Source organism: Streptomyces sp. NPDC051684, assembly GCF_044453445.1.
Classification (GTDB): domain Bacteria; phylum Actinomycetota; class Actinomycetes; order Streptomycetales; family Streptomycetaceae; genus Streptomyces.
In genome coordinates this window covers 224,917-242,257 of the sequence record NZ_JBITCS010000003.1, presented here as the reverse complement: position 1 = coordinate 242,257, position 17,341 = coordinate 224,917, and the positions used below count along the sequence as shown (strand labels likewise).

Annotated in this window: 10 protein-coding genes; 3 read left to right on the top strand and 7 right to left on the bottom strand. The window is 69.0% G+C overall.

What is annotated here, in order from left to right; all coding sequences use genetic code 11:
* Positions 1 to 2: 2 nt before the first annotated feature.
* The 3 genes from ACIA8D_RS05350 to ACIA8D_RS05340 all read right to left on the bottom strand — a co-directional run bounded on the left by ACIA8D_RS05350 (position 3) and on the right by ACIA8D_RS05340 (position 6,503).
* On the bottom strand, positions 3 to 1,724 hold the full coding sequence (locus ACIA8D_RS05350) for a protein kinase family protein (protein ID WP_399228871.1): 1,722 nt from the start codon (positions 1,722 to 1,724) through the stop codon (positions 3 to 5).
* A 117-nt stretch (positions 1,725 to 1,841) separates the two neighbouring features.
* Positions 1,842 to 4,088 (bottom strand): murein biosynthesis integral membrane protein MurJ, encoded by a 2,247-nt coding sequence (murJ, locus tag ACIA8D_RS05345; protein WP_399228869.1) that lies wholly within the window; start codon positions 4,086 to 4,088, stop codon positions 1,842 to 1,844.
* 45 nt (positions 4,089 to 4,133) lie between these two features.
* Positions 4,134 to 6,503: a DUF6049 family protein gene (locus tag ACIA8D_RS05340; protein ID WP_399228868.1), complete on the bottom strand. Its 2,370-nt coding sequence runs from the start codon at positions 6,501 to 6,503 to the stop codon at positions 4,134 to 4,136.
* 195 nt (positions 6,504 to 6,698) lie between these two features.
* Between ACIA8D_RS05340 and ACIA8D_RS05335 the strand changes: the two genes are divergently transcribed.
* Positions 6,699 to 8,147, top strand: a complete 1,449-nt coding sequence (locus ACIA8D_RS05335; protein ID WP_399228866.1) for a CCA tRNA nucleotidyltransferase — start codon at positions 6,699 to 6,701, stop codon at positions 8,145 to 8,147.
* 82 nt (positions 8,148 to 8,229) lie between these two features.
* On the opposite strand, the gene ACIA8D_RS05330 is transcribed toward ACIA8D_RS05335, so the two are convergent.
* The 3 genes from ACIA8D_RS05330 to ACIA8D_RS05320 all read right to left on the bottom strand — a co-directional run bounded on the left by ACIA8D_RS05330 (position 8,230) and on the right by ACIA8D_RS05320 (position 11,421).
* Complete coding sequence (locus ACIA8D_RS05330) at positions 8,230 to 9,489, bottom strand: MFS transporter (protein ID WP_399228865.1); 1,260 nt, start codon at positions 9,487 to 9,489, stop codon at positions 8,230 to 8,232.
* Between the two features lie 124 nt (positions 9,490 to 9,613).
* Positions 9,614 to 10,696: an inositol-3-phosphate synthase gene (locus ACIA8D_RS05325; RefSeq protein ID WP_399228863.1), complete on the bottom strand. Its 1,083-nt coding sequence runs from the start codon at positions 10,694 to 10,696 to the stop codon at positions 9,614 to 9,616.
* A gap of 44 nt (positions 10,697 to 10,740) precedes the next feature.
* Positions 10,741 to 11,421: a helix-turn-helix transcriptional regulator gene (locus ACIA8D_RS05320; RefSeq protein ID WP_399228862.1), complete on the bottom strand. Its 681-nt coding sequence runs from the start codon at positions 11,419 to 11,421 to the stop codon at positions 10,741 to 10,743.
* A gap of 374 nt (positions 11,422 to 11,795) precedes the next feature.
* Between ACIA8D_RS05320 and ACIA8D_RS05315 the strand changes: the two genes are divergently transcribed.
* Together ACIA8D_RS05315 and ACIA8D_RS05310 are read left to right on the top strand one after the other, a co-directional pair.
* Entirely contained in the window at positions 11,796 to 14,513 is a 2,718-nt protein-coding gene (locus ACIA8D_RS05315) for a transglycosylase domain-containing protein (protein ID WP_399228860.1), read from the top strand.
* Positions 14,514 to 14,642: 129 nt separating this feature from the next.
* A complete protein-coding gene (locus tag ACIA8D_RS05310; RefSeq protein ID WP_399228859.1) occupies positions 14,643 to 16,154 on the top strand; it encodes a glycosyltransferase family 87 protein in 1,512 nt (503 codons plus the stop codon).
* A gap of 104 nt (positions 16,155 to 16,258) precedes the next feature.
* Here ACIA8D_RS05310 and ACIA8D_RS05305 read toward each other — a convergent pair whose 3' ends face one another.
* Positions 16,259 to 17,290, bottom strand: a complete 1,032-nt coding sequence (locus ACIA8D_RS05305; RefSeq protein ID WP_385759010.1) for an alanine racemase — start codon at positions 17,288 to 17,290, stop codon at positions 16,259 to 16,261.
* Positions 17,291 to 17,341 lie beyond the last annotated feature (51 nt).

The following is a 17,341-nucleotide window of genomic DNA, read 5'->3' as shown; positions in this document are numbered from 1 at the left end:
CGTCAGCCGGTGAACTCCACGTCGGTGATGCCCTGCTTGTAGCCCGCGCTGCTGTAGCCATCCTGGCCTGCGTGGGGCAGGGCAGTCAGCCAGACGAGCAGATAGCGCGTCTTGACCGGGTCATCGGCCGTGATCTTGGCGGAGGTGGTCCTCGAATCCGTCTTGGACCCGATCTGCTTCAGGCCGGACACCGAGCCCGGATCGAGGGACGGAGCGGCGTACAGGGAGACCGTGGTGTGGTCGCCGCCGTATCGGAGCCCTATCGAGGCGGCCGACACGTTCTTGGCGGAACCGAGGTCGTAGACGATGCCGACACCGGGCTTGATGACCATCTTCGGGCCGTCGACGAAGGACTTGGTCCGCCAGTACGTGGACTTACTGTCGTCGTACGTCTTGGCGACGTCGCCCGGTGCCTGGGCGTCTCCTTCGGCGACGTACTCCTTGGCACTGTCGATGGAGAGCGGCTTCGCGTCCGGCTTGCCGTCCTTGCCGTCGTCGTCCGAGGTGTCCGTGGACCCGGAGCTGCCCGCGCTGCCACGGTCCATGAGGGCGTCGGCGAGCTGCCAGCTGCCCAGGCCGAGGGCCGCGATGAGCAGCGCGGAGACGCCCCACTTGAGAGCCTTGCCGGTACGGCTGTGCAGCGGGGGCGGCGGCGTGGGCACGGGCTGGGTGGCGTGCGGGGTGGTGCGGCCGTAGCTCCCCTGCTGGTACGTGGTCCGCTGGTACTCGGGCGGCGCCGTGAAAGCGGGCTCCGGCGGTCGGATCCTGGGCATCTCGCCGATGGCCTTCACCAGGTCCTCCGGCGTGGTGCACGGCGGCTCCTGGCGGGACGCGGTCGCCCCGTCGTTGGCCAGCGCGCGCATGGAGAGCTCCGCCAGACCGCGGTGGACGCCGGCGCGCACCTGGTCGGGAGCGATGAGCCCGACGCCCTTGGGCAGCCCGGAAAGGCCGTAGGCGTCGTCCTCGTACGGCCAGCGCTGGGTGAGCGAGGCGTACAGGAGGGCGCCGATCGCCTCGGTGTCGGCGCGCTGCGGGGTGTCGCAGGTGATGCCGCGCAGCGACGCGTTCACGGCGAGGCCGCGGATGCGCCACTGCCCGGTGGACGTGCGCAGCACGGCGCTCGGCGTCAGACGCAGGTGGGCGAGCCCCTCACGGTGGGCGGCGGCCATGGCGTGGGAGACCTGGCTGACCATCTGGTACGCGTCGTGCGCCTCGAGCGGGGCGAGCGCGAGCAGAGCGGTCAGCTCCGTCGCGTCGGGCAGCCACTCGTGGACGACGTAGACGAGATCGTTCTCCTCGACCGCGTCCAGCACCTGCACGAAACGGGGGTCGCCCAGAAGGGCGGACGAGCGCGCGGCAGCGAGCACCGAACGACCCCGAGGGTGATCGGCGGGCAGGATGTGCACGCCGACGGCCCGGCGAAGCTTCTCGTCCACCGCACGCCAGCTGCTGAAACCGTCCAGACGGGTGACGCACTCCTCGAGCCGGTAGCGTCTGGCGAGCTTGTGGCCGCTGTGCAACTCGGGCGGCGACGCCGCGCCGGGGCTCAGATGAGTACCCGTCTCCGCGGTGTCCACTGCCTCCTCGCGCTCCGGCGCGTCCTGCGCCCCGGTATCGGCCACCCCGTCGGCCGTGGCCTGCTCCGCCTTGTCCGCCTTGGCGGTCAGCGGTTCATCACCGCCGTTGTCGGCCACGTCAACGGCAGCCGTGCTCCGTTCCGCCACCGTCGTTCCTGCCTCCCCATCCGTTGCGCTCACTCCGACGCCAAAGCCAATTGTGCCCACAGTCCGGTGCTATGCACGACACGCGATGGCCACCGGTTGCACGCACTTCCGGCCGACTCAGCGGCCGAGACGGCCACGGACCATACCGACCAGCGAATTCAGTTCTTCGATCCTCATCTTGCGGGCTGCCACGTAGAAGACTCCGAGCAGGGCCGCACTGCCCACGACCAGCGCCGCGATCGAGCCGAGCACGCCGTGGCCGAGTGCTTGCGTGACCGCGTACCCGATTCCGCCACCGATCACCGTCGCCGGCAGCGACGCGAGGCAGAGCCGGGCGTAGGTGCGGACGACGTGCGCGCCGTCCAGGTCGCCGCCGAGCCGGTTGCGCAGCCGCCTCCAGGCCACACCGACGCCGATCGCGTACGCGATGCCGTAGGAGAGCGCCATGCCGACCACGGCCCACTGGGCGGGCAGGATCAGGTAGCAGATGCCCGCTGCGGCGGCGTTGACCGCGGCGACGATCACCGTGTTGTAGAAGGGCGTGCGGGTGTCCTCGTACGCGTAGAAGCCGCGCAGCACGACGTACTGAACGGAGTACGGAATGAGGCCGATGCCGAACGCCATCAGGATGTAGCCCATGGACTGGGCGGACTCGACGCCGCTGGAGCCGAAGAGCAGGGTGCACATCGGTACGCCGAGCGCGACGAACATGAACGAGATCGGGACGATCGCCACGGCCGAGGTGCGCAGGCCCGAGGAGATGTCGTCGCGGACCGCGCCCGGGTCGCCGTCGTGGGCGGAGCGCGAGATGCGCGGCAGCAGCGCGGCCATGACGGAGACGGTGATGATCGCCTGCGGCATGCCCCAGATCAGCTGGGCGTTCGAGTAGCCCATGATGCCGGTGCCGTCGACCGGGGACGCCTCACCCGCCGCGGTGGCGAGCTGGGTGACCACGAGCACGCCCGCCTGGTTGGCGAGGACGAACAGGACGGTCCACTTGGCGAGCTTCACGGCCTTGCCGAGGCCGTGGCCCTTCCAGTCGAAGCGCAGGCGGAACCGGAAGCCGGTCTCGCGCAGGTACGGGATCATCGCGAGCGACTGCACGACGAGGCCGAGCAGGGTGCCGATGCCGAGGAGGCGGATGCCCTCGTCCGGGATGGTCGTGACGCCCATCTGCGACTCGGCCGCGGTCCCGTAGACCCAGATGAACGTGCCGAACGTGAAGATCATGACGATGTTGTTGAGGACCGGGGTCCACATCATCGCGCCGAACTTCCCGCGGGCGTTCAGGACCTGGCCCATCACCACGTGGATGCCCATGAAGAAGATCGTGGGCAGGCAGTAGCGGGCGAAGGCGACGCCGACGCTGTTGGCGTCCTCGTTGCCCGCGACCGTGTTCGACATCAGGTGGATCAGCAGCGGCGCCGCGAAGACGACGACCGCCGTGATGGCGGCCAGTGCCACCATCACCAGAGTGAGCAGACGGTTGGCGAAGGCCTCGCCGCCGTCCTCGTCCTCCTTCATCGAGCGCACCAGCTGCGGCACGAACACCGAGTTCAGGCCGCCGCCGACGGTGAGGATGTAGATCATCGTCGGCAGTGTGTAGGCCACGGACCAGGTGTCACCGAGGAGTCCGGCGCCCAGTGCCGCGGTGATCACCATGGTGCGGACGAAGCCGGTCAGGCGGGAGACGAGCGTGCCCGCCGCCATCACCGCGCTCGACTTCATGAGGCTGGAGGCGCGGCCGCCCTTCTTCGCCGCGGGCGCCGGTGCGGGCGTGGCGGCCGGTGGCGGCGGGGGCTGCGGAGGACCGAGCTGGGTCGTCGGGTTGTCGACGGGCTCGGCCGGCGGGCGGCCCCCGCTGTGGCCGGGCTGCTGGTCGCGGTACAGGTGCGCGAAGGCGTCCGGCTCGTGGCTCTCCTCGGCGGAGTGCGTCACTAGGTCGTCGACGCCCACGAACTGTGTCGTACGGGCGTCGTCGCCGTACGGAAGATGCTGTGTGGGGCCCGCCGGCTCCGGCGCGGGCGTCTGCGCCCACACGCGGGGGTCGGGCTGGTACTGCTGCGCGGGCGGCGGCGCGTACAAGGGCTGCTGCGCCTGCTGCGAGCCCGGGGGCGGCGGCGGGTGCGCGGCGCGGTCGTACAGCGCCTCGGTCACCGGGTCCTGGGCGGTCAGGTCGTGCGCCCGGTACGGATCCTGCTCGTACGCGTCCTGAAGGTACGCGTCCTGCGGATACGCGTCGGGGGCAGGCTGCGGCGGCGGCACCTGCCCCTCGGGCTGTGGTGAACCGGCGTACGGCCGGCCATCGCCCGAGGCGGAGCCGCCCGAGCCGTGGCCACGCTCACCGTCGTACGGCGCGTTCATGGTTACCCCACCTCATCGTCCCCGGCCCAGCGGCCCCGACATCGCTCAACGGTCCACTCTCTCACCCGTGCCCGACGGGTCCGTGCTTTCCGGAGCGGTGTCAGCCGTCGGGTCACTCGGCTGCTGCGGAACGTCTGCCCGCGCGGGGGCTGCCGAGTCGCCCGCCGGCTCGTCGGCCTCTTCGTCGTCCGCGGCCGCGGAGTCGCCCTCAGGGGCGTCCTTGCCGGGCTGCGCGGCGACGGCGCGCTTGCGCTGCTGGTACATCCGGTACCCGGCCAGAACGAGCAGCAGGACACCGCCGGCGATGACGAGCATCACGGTCGGGGTGACCTCGGTGACGTCGACCTTGAAGGCGAGCGGTTCGCCATAGGGGGCACCGTCCTGCGTGTACAGCTGGGCGTGCACCCAGATCGGGCCCGTCGCCTTGGCCGTGGTCGTGAACTTCACGGACTGACTGTGTCCGCTGGCGATCTTCACTTCCTGGTCCTGGAAGGTGTCGCCGCCGATCTTGAGGCGCGTGCCGTTGCCCGAGGTGAGGCGCAGCGTCAGATGGTCGACGTCCTGCCACAGGTTGTTCTGCACCGACACCGGGATCGTCGCGCTGCGCCCGGAGAGCTTCACCTCGGACTTGTCGATCAACGCCACCTGTTCGGCGAGGCCCGACAGATACGAGGAGACGCCGTCGCGGAACTTCCCCGACGTGCCCGACTCGGCACGCCACGACGTCGACATCTCCCGGTCCAACGCGCGGCCGAACGGTGTCACCACGCGGGACTGGTCGGTGAGGACGACCTTGAAGTTCTCGAGGTCGCGCTGGGTCGCCTGGATCTGCTCGAAGGCCGACTGCGGCAGCTCCTGCTTGCGCAGCGACGAGGGGTACGCGCGCGGGACACGCGTGGTGGCGGCGGGGTCGGGCTTCGCCTTCACCGCGGCCGACAAGGTCTGGGGCTGCGTCCACGTGCCTTCCTGCAACGCGTGCAGCGCCCTGGCCATGGTCTGGGCCTGGCTCGCGGTGGGCATGCGCTGCGGAGCCACGACGACGCTGCGCTGCTTGTCCGTCTGCTTGTTCAGCATCAGGGACTGCGCGAGGAACTTCTGCACGGCGAGCGTGGAGTTCTCGGCGACCGTCATGTCGCCCTGGAAAGCGGTCGACAGGCGGCCGTCGGCGACCACGGCCGAGGCGCCACCGCCGATCGGACGGGCGGCGGACGGCGTGTACGTCAGGCCGCCCGTCTCCGGGAAGTGGTCGCTGCGCGCGATGATCTTGTCGGCGCCCGCGGACGTGGCGACCTTGACGATGTCCCGGTCGACGGCGCCTTCCGCGGGCCACGCGTACGACGTGTCCGGCTTGGTGTGCAGGATCGTCTGCACGGTCAGGTTGGCTGCGTCCGTGGCGTCCTTGAGGTGCCCGAGGGAGCCGGTGACCTTCGTGCCCGTGTGCGCGAGCGACGCCAGGTCCGGGTCGGCGAACGGAAGCGTGACCACCTTCTGGCCCTGCACCGCGGTCTCCAGGTCGCTCAGCCACTGCTTGGCGTTCGCCTGGTTCCTGCCCGCCCTGAGCTTCCCGCCGGGCCCCTTGACCTTGTACGGCTCCGTCATGGCGTCGACCGACGCCAGCAGGTCCGGGTCGATCACCCAGGTCACGTCGAGTTCGCTGCCGAGGGCCAGCATCTGCTGGAGGCGGCCGCCCGGACCGATCTGCTTCGCCAGGTCGTTGTCGTCGAAGACCGGCGTCTGCTGTTCGTTCGCCCCCGTCTCGGCGGTGAGATGGGAATCGGAGATCAGCGGCCACAGGGCCGTCGTCTTCGTGCTCGTGTCGGCACCGCTCGGCTGCCAGGGCAGGAAGGTCCGCTGGATGCCGAGCGTCTGCTGGTACGGCTGCGCGGCGGTCTGCCCCATCAGGGCGACGCTCAGCTGGTAGACGCCGTCGGCGCCGAGGTGCAGTGCCTTGACCGGGACGGACAGCGTGAAGTCCTGCGTGACACCGGGTGCGAGCCTGGGGAGCTTCTTGCCGTACTTGCGGGAGACCTCGGTGCCGTCCGCGGCGCCGCCCGTGCCCCTCTTCGCGGCCTCGTCGACGGTCGTGCGGCTGCTGTAGGACGCGCCGACCCGCAGGCCCACGTGGGCGCCGGTGACCGTCTGCTTGCCGTTGTTCGTCACTCTGCCGCTGACCGTGACGGTGTCGCCGTCCGTCGGCGCGCTGGGCGAGAGGGAGTTCACGGCCACGGCGACCGTGCTGGTCCCCGTCGCGCTCGATGCGGCGGTGGTCGGGGTCGCGGCACCGGCCGGGGTCGCGGCAGGCAGCAGCGGCAGCGACGCCAGGAGCGGCGCAGCCGCGAGCAGGGCCCCGGTGCGCCGCAGCAGTCGCCGTGCAGGTGAGGGACTCACCGTTGGGAAGTCTGCCGCCTCGGCCACGTGGTCGTCCGTCCCTCGTCGTCGTCGGTGGTCGCAGATGTGTCCACGCATGGTAACGAGGAGTGCTGTGGCTGAGTGCCACGGTCTGCCCGGCTTGATCGTGGGGGCAAGAGTAGGGGGCCGCCGGTGTGCTCCTGTCGCGGGCCCGGCAAACGGTTCGGTCCGGGGCGCCCGGGCCACGTACCCTGTCCTGTTGTGCCGAACGCCAATGAAGACAACCCCAGCACCCTGAGCCAGGTACAGCACCGCGCGGTCAGTGAGCTGCTGCGGGTATCGCCTGTCGCTGACGATCTCGCCCGCCGGTTCCAGGAGGCCGGGTTCTCCCTCGCCCTGGTCGGCGGCTCGGTGCGGGACGCACTGCTCGGCCGGCTCGGCAACGACTTGGACTTCACCACCGACGCCCGCCCCGAGGACGTGCTGAAGATCGTCCGCCCGTGGGCCGATGCGGTGTGGGAGGTCGGGATCGCGTTCGGCACCGTCGGCTGCCAGAAGGACGGCTACCAGGTCGAGGTCACGACCTACCGCTCGGAGGCGTACGACCGCACGTCGCGCAAGCCCGAGGTGTCGTACGGCGACTCCATCGAAGAGGATCTGGTCCGCCGGGACTTCACCGTCAATGCGATGGCCGTGGCGCTCCCCGAGAAGGAATTCATCGATCCGTACGGCGGCATCAGCGATCTGTCCGAGCGGATGCTCCGCACCCCCGGTACCCCGGAGGACTCCTTCTCCGACGACCCGCTGCGGATGATGCGGGCCGCCCGCTTCGCCGCTCAGCTCGACTTCGAGGTCGCTGCCGAGGTCGTCGCCGCCATGAAGGCCATGGCGAGCCGCATCGAGATCGTCTCCGCGGAGCGGGTACGTGACGAGCTCAACAAGCTGATCCTCTCCGCGCACCCGCGCAAGGGCCTGATGCTGCTCGTCGAGACGGGTCTGGCCGATTCCGTACTGCCCGAGCTGCCGGCTCTGCGCCTCGAGCGTGACGAGCACCACAGGCACAAAGACGTCTACGACCACACGCTGATCGTGCTCGAGCAGGCCATGGCGTTGGAGACCGAAGGGCCGGATCTGACGCTGCGCCTCGCCGCGCTGCTCCACGACATCGGCAAGCCGCGCACACGTCGCTTCGAGCAGGACGGCCGCGTCTCGTTCCACCACCACGAGGTGGTCGGCGCCAAGATGACGAAGAAGCGCATGACCGCGCTCAAGTACTCCAACGACCTGGTGAAGGACGTCTCGCGCCTCGTCGAGCTGCACCTGCGCTTCCACGGCTACGGCACCGGCGAGTGGACGGATTCCGCTGTCCGTCGTTACGTACGGGACGCGGGGCCGCTCCTCGGCCGGCTGCACAAGCTGACCCGTTCCGACTGCACGACGCGCAACAAGCGGAAGGCCAATGCGCTGTCGCGCGCGTACGACGGCCTTGAGGAGCGCATCGAGCGGCTTCAGGAGCAGGAGGAGCTGGACTCGATCCGGCCAGATCTTGACGGAAACCAGATCATGGAGATCCTCGGCGTCAGCCCGGGCCCCGTGATCGGGCAGGCGTACAAGTTCCTGCTGGAGCTGCGCCTCGAGAACGGGCCGATGGAGTACGACGCGGCGGTGTCGGCGCTCAAGGAGTGGTGGGCGGACCGCTCTCAGGACTGAGACGTGCGGAACGCGTCGGGCTCTGTTTCACGTGAAACAGAGCCCGACGCGTTCCCCTACACATATCGGAGGGTGCGCTGTTTCACGTGAAACGCCGCCGCCTGTGCAACGTCAGAGCAGTCGCTCCGTAGAGGATCGCCACCAGGACCACGAGGGGGACCGAGCGGCCGTCCGGCGGCAGCATCAGCGCCGCGACCCCGGCCGCGCCGACGAAGGAGACGTTGACCAGCACGTCGTAGACGGAGAAGGTCCGGCCGCGGAAGCCGTCGTCGATGGAGGACTGGACGACCGTGTCGGTGGCGATCTTCGCGCCCTGTGTGGTCAGGCCGAGAACGAACGCGGCCAGCACGATCGGCGCGGGTTCGAAGGTGAGCCCCAGCGCCAGCTCCAGTACGGACGCGGCGCCGGCGCAGAGGACGATCCACCCCGCCGCGCCGAACCGCCCCACGGCCGCCGGGGTGATGGTCGCCGCGACGAAGAAGCCGGCCCCCGAGACCCCCATGGCGAGGCCGAGCAGGGCCAGGCTCTCGGACTCCGTGGATGACCACGCGTATCGGCACAGCATGAGCACCATGACGAGCAGGGCGCCGTAGCAGAACCGCATCACCGTCATGGCGGCAAGAGCGCGCGCGGCGGGCGGACGCGCCGCCAGATGACGGACACCGGCGGCGAGGTCCCGGGCGGTGCCGGTCACCGCGGCTCCCAGGCGTGGCTGGATCAAGTCCGGGTCGGGGCCGAGGAGCTGGGCGTCCATGCGTAGGGACGCGAGCGCGGCGCACAGGTACAGCAGCGCCCCGATGAGCACGACCGCGGCGTCGGAGTCCGCGGCGATCAGCCGCACGCCAAAGGCGAGGCCTCCGCCCAGGGTCGCCGCGAGGGTCCCCGCGGTCGGTGAGAGGGAGTTGGCCATGACGAGGCGCTCGGAGTCCACGACGCGGGGCAGTGCGGCCGAGAGCCCGGACAGAACGAAGCGGTTGACCGCGGTGACGCACAGCGCGGACGCGTAGAAGAGCCAGTCCGGGGCGTGGCTCAGCATGAGGGCGGCCGTCACGGAGGCGAGCAGCACCCGCAGCAGGTTCCCGTAGAGGAAGACCTGCCGACGTCGCCAGCGGTCGAGGAGGACGCCTGCGAACGGGCCCACAAGGGAGTACGGGAGCAGCAGGACGGCCATGGCCGAAGCGATCGCGGTGGGCGTTGTCTGCTTCTCCGGCGAGAACACCACGTAGGTGGCGAGGGCCACTTGGTACACGCCGTCCGCTCCTTGGGAGAGCAGCCGCAACGTCAACAGACGCCGAAAATCTTGCAGGCGCAGGAGTACGCGCAGGTCGCGGACGACAGCCATGGGGCACAGCCTCACATACGAGGCAGGCCCCCGGCTCGCACAACGTGTGCGAGCCGGGGGCCTCAACAGCCTTCAGAGGGTGGGTGTTTCACGTGAAACACCCGGACCGTCCTTCAGGACGGGGTCAGCGCTCGACCTCGCCCTTGATGAACTTCTCGACGTTCTCGTAGGCCTCGTCGTCGAAGTACTGCACCGGCGGGGACTTCATGAAGTACGAGGACGCGGAGAGGATCGGGCCGCCGATGCCGCGGTCCTTGGCGATCTTCGCGGCACGCAGGGCGTCGATGATGACACCCGCGGAGTTCGGGGAGTCCCAGACCTCGAGCTTGTACTCCAGGTTCAGCGGGACCTCGCCGAAGGCGCGGCCTTCGAGGCGGACGTAGGCCCACTTGCGGTCGTCGAGCCACGCGACGTAGTCGGACGGGCCGATGTGGACGTTGTTCTCGCCCAGCTCGCGGTCGCGGATCTGCGAGGTGACGGCCTGCGTCTTCGAGATCTTCTTCGACTCGAGGCGGTCGCGCTCCAGCATGTTCTTGAAGTCCATGTTGCCGCCGACGTTGAGCTGCATCGTGCGCTCGAGGCGGACACCGCGGTCTTCGAAGAGCTTCGCCATCACGCGGTGCGTGATGGTCGCGCCGACCTGCGACTTGATGTCGTCGCCGACGATCGGGACACCGGCCTCGGTGAACTTGTCCGCCCACTCCTTGGTGCCGGCGATGAAGACCGGCAGAGCGTTGACGAACGCGACCTTGGCGTCGATGGCGCACTGGGCGTAGAACTTCGCCGCGTCGTCGGAGCCGACGGGCAGGTAGCAGACGAGAACGTCGACCTGCTTGTCCTTGAGGATCTGGACGACGTCGACCGGGGCCTCGGAGGACTCCTCGATCGTCTCGCGGTAGTAGCGGCCCAGGCCGTCGAGCGTGTGGCCACGCTGGACCTCGACGCCCTTGTTCGGAACGTCGGCGATCTTGATGGTGTTGTTCTCGGAGGCGCCGATGGCGTCCGAGAGGTCCAGGCCGACCTTCTTCGCGTCGACGTCGAACGCGGCGACGAACTCGACGTCGCCGACGTGGTAGTCGCCGAACTGTACGTGCATCAGGCCCGGGACCTTGGTCTCCGGGTCGGCGTCCTTGTAGAACTCGACGCCCTGCACCAGCGAGGCGGCGCAGTTGCCCACGCCGACGATGGCTACGCGAACCGAACCCATTCCGGTTGCTCCCTGTGTGTACTCGGTGAAGTCCTGACCGGACTTCACGTGGCGGTGTCGTCGGACGGATCCGGCCGGGTACTGTCCCGGTGCCGGGGCAGGCCGCCCGTCTCTCCAGATGTGTCCTGCTGAGCCGCGTCCCCCGGCCCTGACCTTCGCTGGTCACGGCCCGCGCGCTCGCTCTCGATGAGCTCGTTCAGCCAGCGCACTTCGCGCTCCACGGACTCCATGCCGTGCCGCTGCAGCTCGAGCGTGTAGTCGTCCAGGCGCTCGCGGGTGCGGGCGAAGGAGATGCGCATCTTCTCGAGGCGCTCCTCCAGACGGCTGCGACGGCCCTCGAGGACGCGCATGCGCACGTCCCGCGATGTCTGCCCGAAGAAGGCGAAGCGCGCGGCGAAGTGCTCGTCCTCGTATGCATCGGGGCCGGTCTGCGAGAGCAGGTCCTCGAAGTGCTCCTTACCTTCCGCCGTCAATCGATAGACGATCTTGGCGCGACGCCCTGCGAGTGGAGTCGCGGGGGTGTCATCGGGTCCTGAGCCCGGCTCCTCGATCAACCAGCCGTTGGCGACCAGCGTCTTGAGGCAGGGGTACAGCGTCCCGTAGCTGAAGGCTCGGAAGATTCCGAGTGAAGTGTTGAGTCGCTTGCGCAGCTCGTAGCCGTGCATCGGGGACTCGCGGAGCAGGCCGAGTACGGCGAACTCGAGGATGCCTGAGCGTCGGCTCATCGTCGCCCCCTCTCTGCTGCGGTCCCTTGTATCGACTCTTTATGTCGAGCTGATGTATCGACTCGATACATCCCGACGATAGAACTGCTCTTCGGCTGCGGCAAGTGCGATCACGGTGAACGGCGTCACATCACCGATTCGTAGGAATCGAGTTGCCTGATTTGGGGTGAAGTTCGGCCCTAGGAGGGTTTTGACGGTGCGTAGTCTGTCCGCCATGCAGACCACCGGGAACCAAGTGACGCCTGTGAGCGTCGTCGTCCTCGGTGTAGTGCGGGTGAGTGCCGAGAGGGGCGCATCCGTACTCCGGGGGGACCGGAAACCCGACGCCGTTTCCAGGCGCGCGACCTCGCGCCTGCCCGAGGAGTAGTCGTTCGATGAGCGAGCATCGTCGCAAACCGCCGCAGCCGCAGGGCGGTGGGCGCGCGGCCCGTCGCGGAGCATCCGGAGCACCATCGGGCCGCCGTGCGGCACCGCGTGGAGGTTCCGCCTCGCCCGCCGCTTCCTATGACCCCCCGAGTTCAACGGGCCCGCACGGGAGTCCGGCAGAGGATCGCCCGTGGGGAGGCCGAGCCGAAGCCCGTAGAGCCGCTCAGCGCGGCAGTCGGCGCAGGTCGGCCGATGGCGCCGGAGGCGGCGGTGGAGGTCGCCGCGGTGGCGGCGGTTCCGGCGGCGCGTACGGCGCGGGTCACGGCGGTCCCGAGAAAAAGAGGTTCGTCGACTACCCGCGTGCGTACAAGCACGGCTGGCGCCGCTGGGTGCCGTCCTGGCGTCTGGTGACCGGCATGTGCGTCGGCCTGTTCGGCAGCATGATGGTCGCGGCCGGTATCGCGTACGCGCTGGTGGGCGTGCCCGACCCGGCCAAGACGGCGACGGCGCAGAACAACGTCTACTACTGGTCCAACGGCAAACAGATGGTCGCGACCGGTGGTGAGACGAACCGCCAGATCATCAAGTACGAGGACATCCCGAAGTCCATGCGCTACGCCGTCATGTCGGCGGAGAACAAGACGTTCGAGACGGACAAGGGCGTCGACCCGATGGGTATCGCCCGTGCCGTGTTCAACATGGCCAAGGGCGGCGAGACGCAGGGCGGCTCGACCATCACCCAGCAGTACGTGAAGAACGCGATGCTGGACGACCAGTCGCAGACGGTGGCCCGAAAGCTCAAGGAGCTGTTCGTCTCCATAAAGGTCGGCCGGACCGTCGACAAGGACGACGTCATGGCCGGCTATCTGAACTCGGCGTACTACGGGCGCGGTGCCTATGGCATCCAGGCCGCGGCGCGCGCCTACTTCGGCGAGGACGCCACGAAGCTCAACGAGAGCCAGACCGCGTTCCTCGCGGCCGTGCTCAAGGGCTCCACGTACTACGACCCGGCGGGCTCGCCAGGCATCGACCCGGTCAACGCGACGCCGCAGAAGAACCGCGAGCGCGCCACGAAACGCTGGTCGTGGATCCTCGACGAGGAGACGAAGGACGGGCGACTGAGTCAGAGCCGCCGGGCACAGTTCAAGAGCTTCCCCAAGCTGGAGAGCCCGCGCTCCAACGCCCAGCTCGGCGGCCAGACCGGCTACCTCGTCGACCTCGCCAAGTCGAACGCTGTCAAGAACAGCAACGGCAAGATCACCGAGGACGACCTGCAAAAGGGCGGCTACGAGATCCACACCACGTTCAACCAGAACAAGGTGAAGAAGCTCGAGGACGCCGTGAAGAAGGTCCGCAAGGAGAACCTCGAGAAGAACCGCAAGGTCAACGGGAAGTACGTGGACCGGCACGTCCAGTTCGGTGGTGCCTCCGTCAGCCCCAAGACCGGCGCGATCGAGGCGATCTACGGCGGTGAGGACGCCACGAAGCACTTCACCAACAACGCCGACGTCACCGGTGCCCAGGTCGGTTCGACCTTCAAACCCTTCGTCCTCGCGGCGGCCTTCAAGTACGGCGTGAGGAACCCGGACGGCCCCGAGATCCAGGACGCGAGCCAGCGCAGGATCGCCTCCCCCAAGAGCCTGTACAGCGGCAAGAACGGGCTCAAGATCAAGGACTGGAAGGGGGACATCTGGACCAACGAGAAGGGCAAGCAGTGGAACCAGACCAACGACGGTAAGCAGTCGTACAACAGGCCCAGCTACCAGATCGATCTGCGCGAGGCCATGCGCGAGTCCGTGAACTCGGCCTATGTGCAGCTGGGCATGGATGTGGGCCTGGACAAGGTGCGGGCGTCCGCGAAGTCGGCCGGCATCCTGGACGACAGCTTCGCCGACTCCAACTACCCCTCGTTCTCCCTCGGTACGTCCGACCCGAGCGCGATCCGCATGGCGGGCGCCTACGGCACGTTCGCGACCAGCGGCCAGCAGAACGACCCGTACTCGGTGACCTCCGTCGACCGTGAGGGCGAGAACGTCTTCCGGCACGAGACCAAGCCGAAGCGCGCCTTCGACACGAAGGTCGCCGACAACGTCACCGACGTCCTCAAGACCGTCGTCGACAAGGGCACGGGTACGGCGGCGCGGCTGCCGGGCCGCGACGTGGCCGGCAAGACCGGCACCACCGACGGCAACAAGTCGGCCTGGTTCGTGGGCTACACCAAGCAGCTGTCCACCGCGATCACGATGTACCGGATGGACGACAACGAGAAGTCCCAGAACCGCAAGTTCCTGGAGATGTACGGCACCGGTGGTCAGGAGAAGATCCACGGTGCGTCGTTCCCGTCCGAGATCTGGCACGACTACATGGCGCAGGCGTTGAGGGGCCAGCCGAACGAGCCGTTCCCGGCGCCGGAGCCCATCGGACAGATCGTGGGCGCGACCCCGAGTCCCACGCCGACCCCGTCGGCCACGGTGACTCCGTCGGAGACCGCCTCGCCGTCCCCGTCGACCAGCGAGAGCTCGTCGCCGTCCCCGTCGCCCACGGAGACGTGCAGCAACTGGGACTGGGCCTGCAAGAACGAGAACGGTGGGAACACCGGGGGCACGGACACCGGAGGCGCGACCGACGGCGGTGCCTCGTCGACACCGACCGACGGGAGTACCGACGACTCCGGAGGCCCGGGCAACGGCAATGGAGGCGCCCTCTTCGGAGGCCCGGACAAGTAGCCGACCCGGCCACAACGCACCGTGTTTCACGTGAAACACGGTGCGTTCGACGGCAGTCGAGGGCCGTCACACCCATCGGGTGTGGCGGCCCTCGCCCCGTTCTCAGCCTCGTACGGCAGGATGTGCCGCATGCCCAGTGCAGAGACGACGAGCACGAATCCGCAGCAGCCTGAGCCGGAGCAGGTACGGCCGACGAGAGAGGACGAGGTCGCGGCCGCCGGAGCCGAGTTCATCGGCGGTCCCATCGGACGACGGGCCCTGCTCGGGGCTTCCCGGTGGACGCCCGCGCGGGTCATCGCACTCGTCATGCTCGGCATGTTCGCGCTCGGCATGGTCCAGAAGTTCCCCTGCTACGACGGCGCCTGGTTCTACGGGGCCAGCTCCCAGTACACCCACGCCTGCTACTCGGACATCCCGCACCTCTACCAGGGGCGCGGCTTCGCCGACGGCCTCGTGCCGTACTTCGACAAGCTCTCCGGCGACATGGACTACCTCGAGTACCCGGTGCTCACCGGTGTGTTCATGGAGGTCGCCGCGTGGCTGACGCCCGGCAGCGGCTCCATCCAGCACCAGGAGCAGGTGTACTGGATGGTCAACGCCGGGATACTGATGATCTGCGCGGCGGTGATCGCCGTGTGCGTCACCCGCACCCACCGCAGGCGCCCCTGGGACGCCCTGCTCGTCGCCCTGGCACCCGCCTTCGCGCTGACGGCCACCATCAACTGGGATCTCTTCGCGGTGGCGCTCACAGCGGCCGCGATGCTGATGTGGTCGCGGGGCAGGGCCTTCGCGTTCGGTGTGCTGCTCGGGCTCGCGACGGCCGCCAAGCTGTATCCGGTGCTGCTGCTCGGACCGCTCTTCGTGCTGTGCTGGCGGGCCGGCAGGTGGCGGGAGTTCGGCAGGGCGGCCCTCGGCGCCGCTGTCGCGTGGCTGGCCGTGAACCTGCCGGTGATGATGCTGGCGCCCCAGGGCTGGTCGAAGTTCTACACGTTCAGCCAGGAGCGCGGAGTCGACTTCGGCTCGTTCTGGCTGATCATCTCGCAGCACCGGGACACGCCCCTCGACACCAACGTCGTCAACACCCTGGCCACGACGCTGATGATCCTCGCCTGCCTGGGCGTCGCGGCGCTGACGCTCACCGCACCGCGTCGGCCGCGCTTCTCACAGCTCGCGTTCCTGGTGGTCGCGGCCTTCATCCTCACCAACAAGGTCTACTCGCCGCAGTACGTCCTGTGGCTGATCCCGCTCGCAGCGCTCGCGCGCCCCAAGTGGCGCGACTTCCTCATCTGGCAGGCGTGCGAGGTCGCGTACTTCCTGGGGATCTGGCTGTACCTCGCGTACACGACGAGCGGGGACAAGCATCAGGGGCTGCCCGAGGACGGGTACCAACTGGTGGTCGCCGCGCACCTGTTGGGCACGCTCTATCTCTGCGCGGTCATCGTGCGGGACATCTGGCTGCCCGACCGGGACGTGGTGCGCCGCTCCGGTGAGGACGACCCCACGGGGGGTGTTCTGGACGGCGCCAAGGACGTCTTCGTGCTGGGCCAGGCGGCTCGTCCGCGGCGGCACCGGCACGCCGCCCACGTCATGGAGGGGCTGCCGGCGGTCGACTGGGGCCGGACACCGGAGGGTTCACTCTGAGCGGACCCGCTCGTTGAAGGCGACGAAAAGCGGGCCGGGCACCTCATGGCGCCCGGCCCGCTTTCGTATGTCCTCCGTAGCGACTGTCCTACGCAGGGACGTGCTCAGCGATCCACGATCCGGTCGAACTGCGTGGTGGTGTGCCGGAGATGGGCCACCAGCTCCTCGCCGACCTGCGGCTCGGGGGCGTCGGACGGCACGAACAGGATCGACACCTGCATGTGCGGCGGCTCGGCGAACCAGCGCTGCTTGCCCGCCCAGACGAACGGCGCCAGGTTCCGGTTCACCGTCGCCAGGCCGGCCCGTGCGACGCCCTTGGCGCGCGGCATGACGCCGTGCACGGCCTTCGGGGCCTCCAGGCCCACACCGTGCGACGTACCGCCCGCCACGACCACCAGCCAGCCGTCCGAGGGGGCCTTCTGCTGGCGGTAGCCGAACCGGTCGCCCTTCGCCACGCGCGTGACGTCCAGGACGGCGCCGCGGTACTCGGTCGCCTCGTGGTCGCCCAGCCACAGCCGCGTACCGATGCGCGCGCGGAAGCGGGTCTGCGGGAACTGCTGCTGCAGGCGCGCCAGTTCGTCGGCCTTCAGGTGGCTGACGAACATGGTGTGCAGCGGCAGGCGGGCCGCGCGCAGCCGGTCCATCCAGCCGATGACCTCCTCGACGGCGTCCGTGCCGTCGGTGCGGTCGAGCGGCAGGTGGATCGCGAAGCCCTCGAGACGCACGTCCTGTATGGCGTGCGCGAGCTGCGGCAGGTCCTGCTCGGTGACGCCGTGCCGCTTCATCGAGGACATGACCTCGATGACGACTCGGGCGCCGACGAGGCCGTGCACGCCGTCGACGGAGGAGACCGAGCGGATGACGCGGTCGGGCAGCGGGACGGGCTCCTCGCCGCGCCGGAACGGCGTCAGGACCAGCAGGTCACCGCTGAACCAGTCCTTGATCCGGGCGGCCTCGTACGTGGTCCCGACGGCGAGGACGTCGGTGCCGAAGCGGGTCGCCTCCTCCGCGAGGCGCTCATGGCCGAAGCCATAGCCGTTGCCCTTGCAGACGGGGACGAGACCCGGGAACTGCTCGAGCACCTGCTTGTGGTGTGCCCGCCAGCGCGCGGTGTCGACGTAGAGCGTGAGCGCCATGGCCGGTCCCGGAACCTTTCCGTGGGGAGTACGTAGTTACGTGAATTGTGC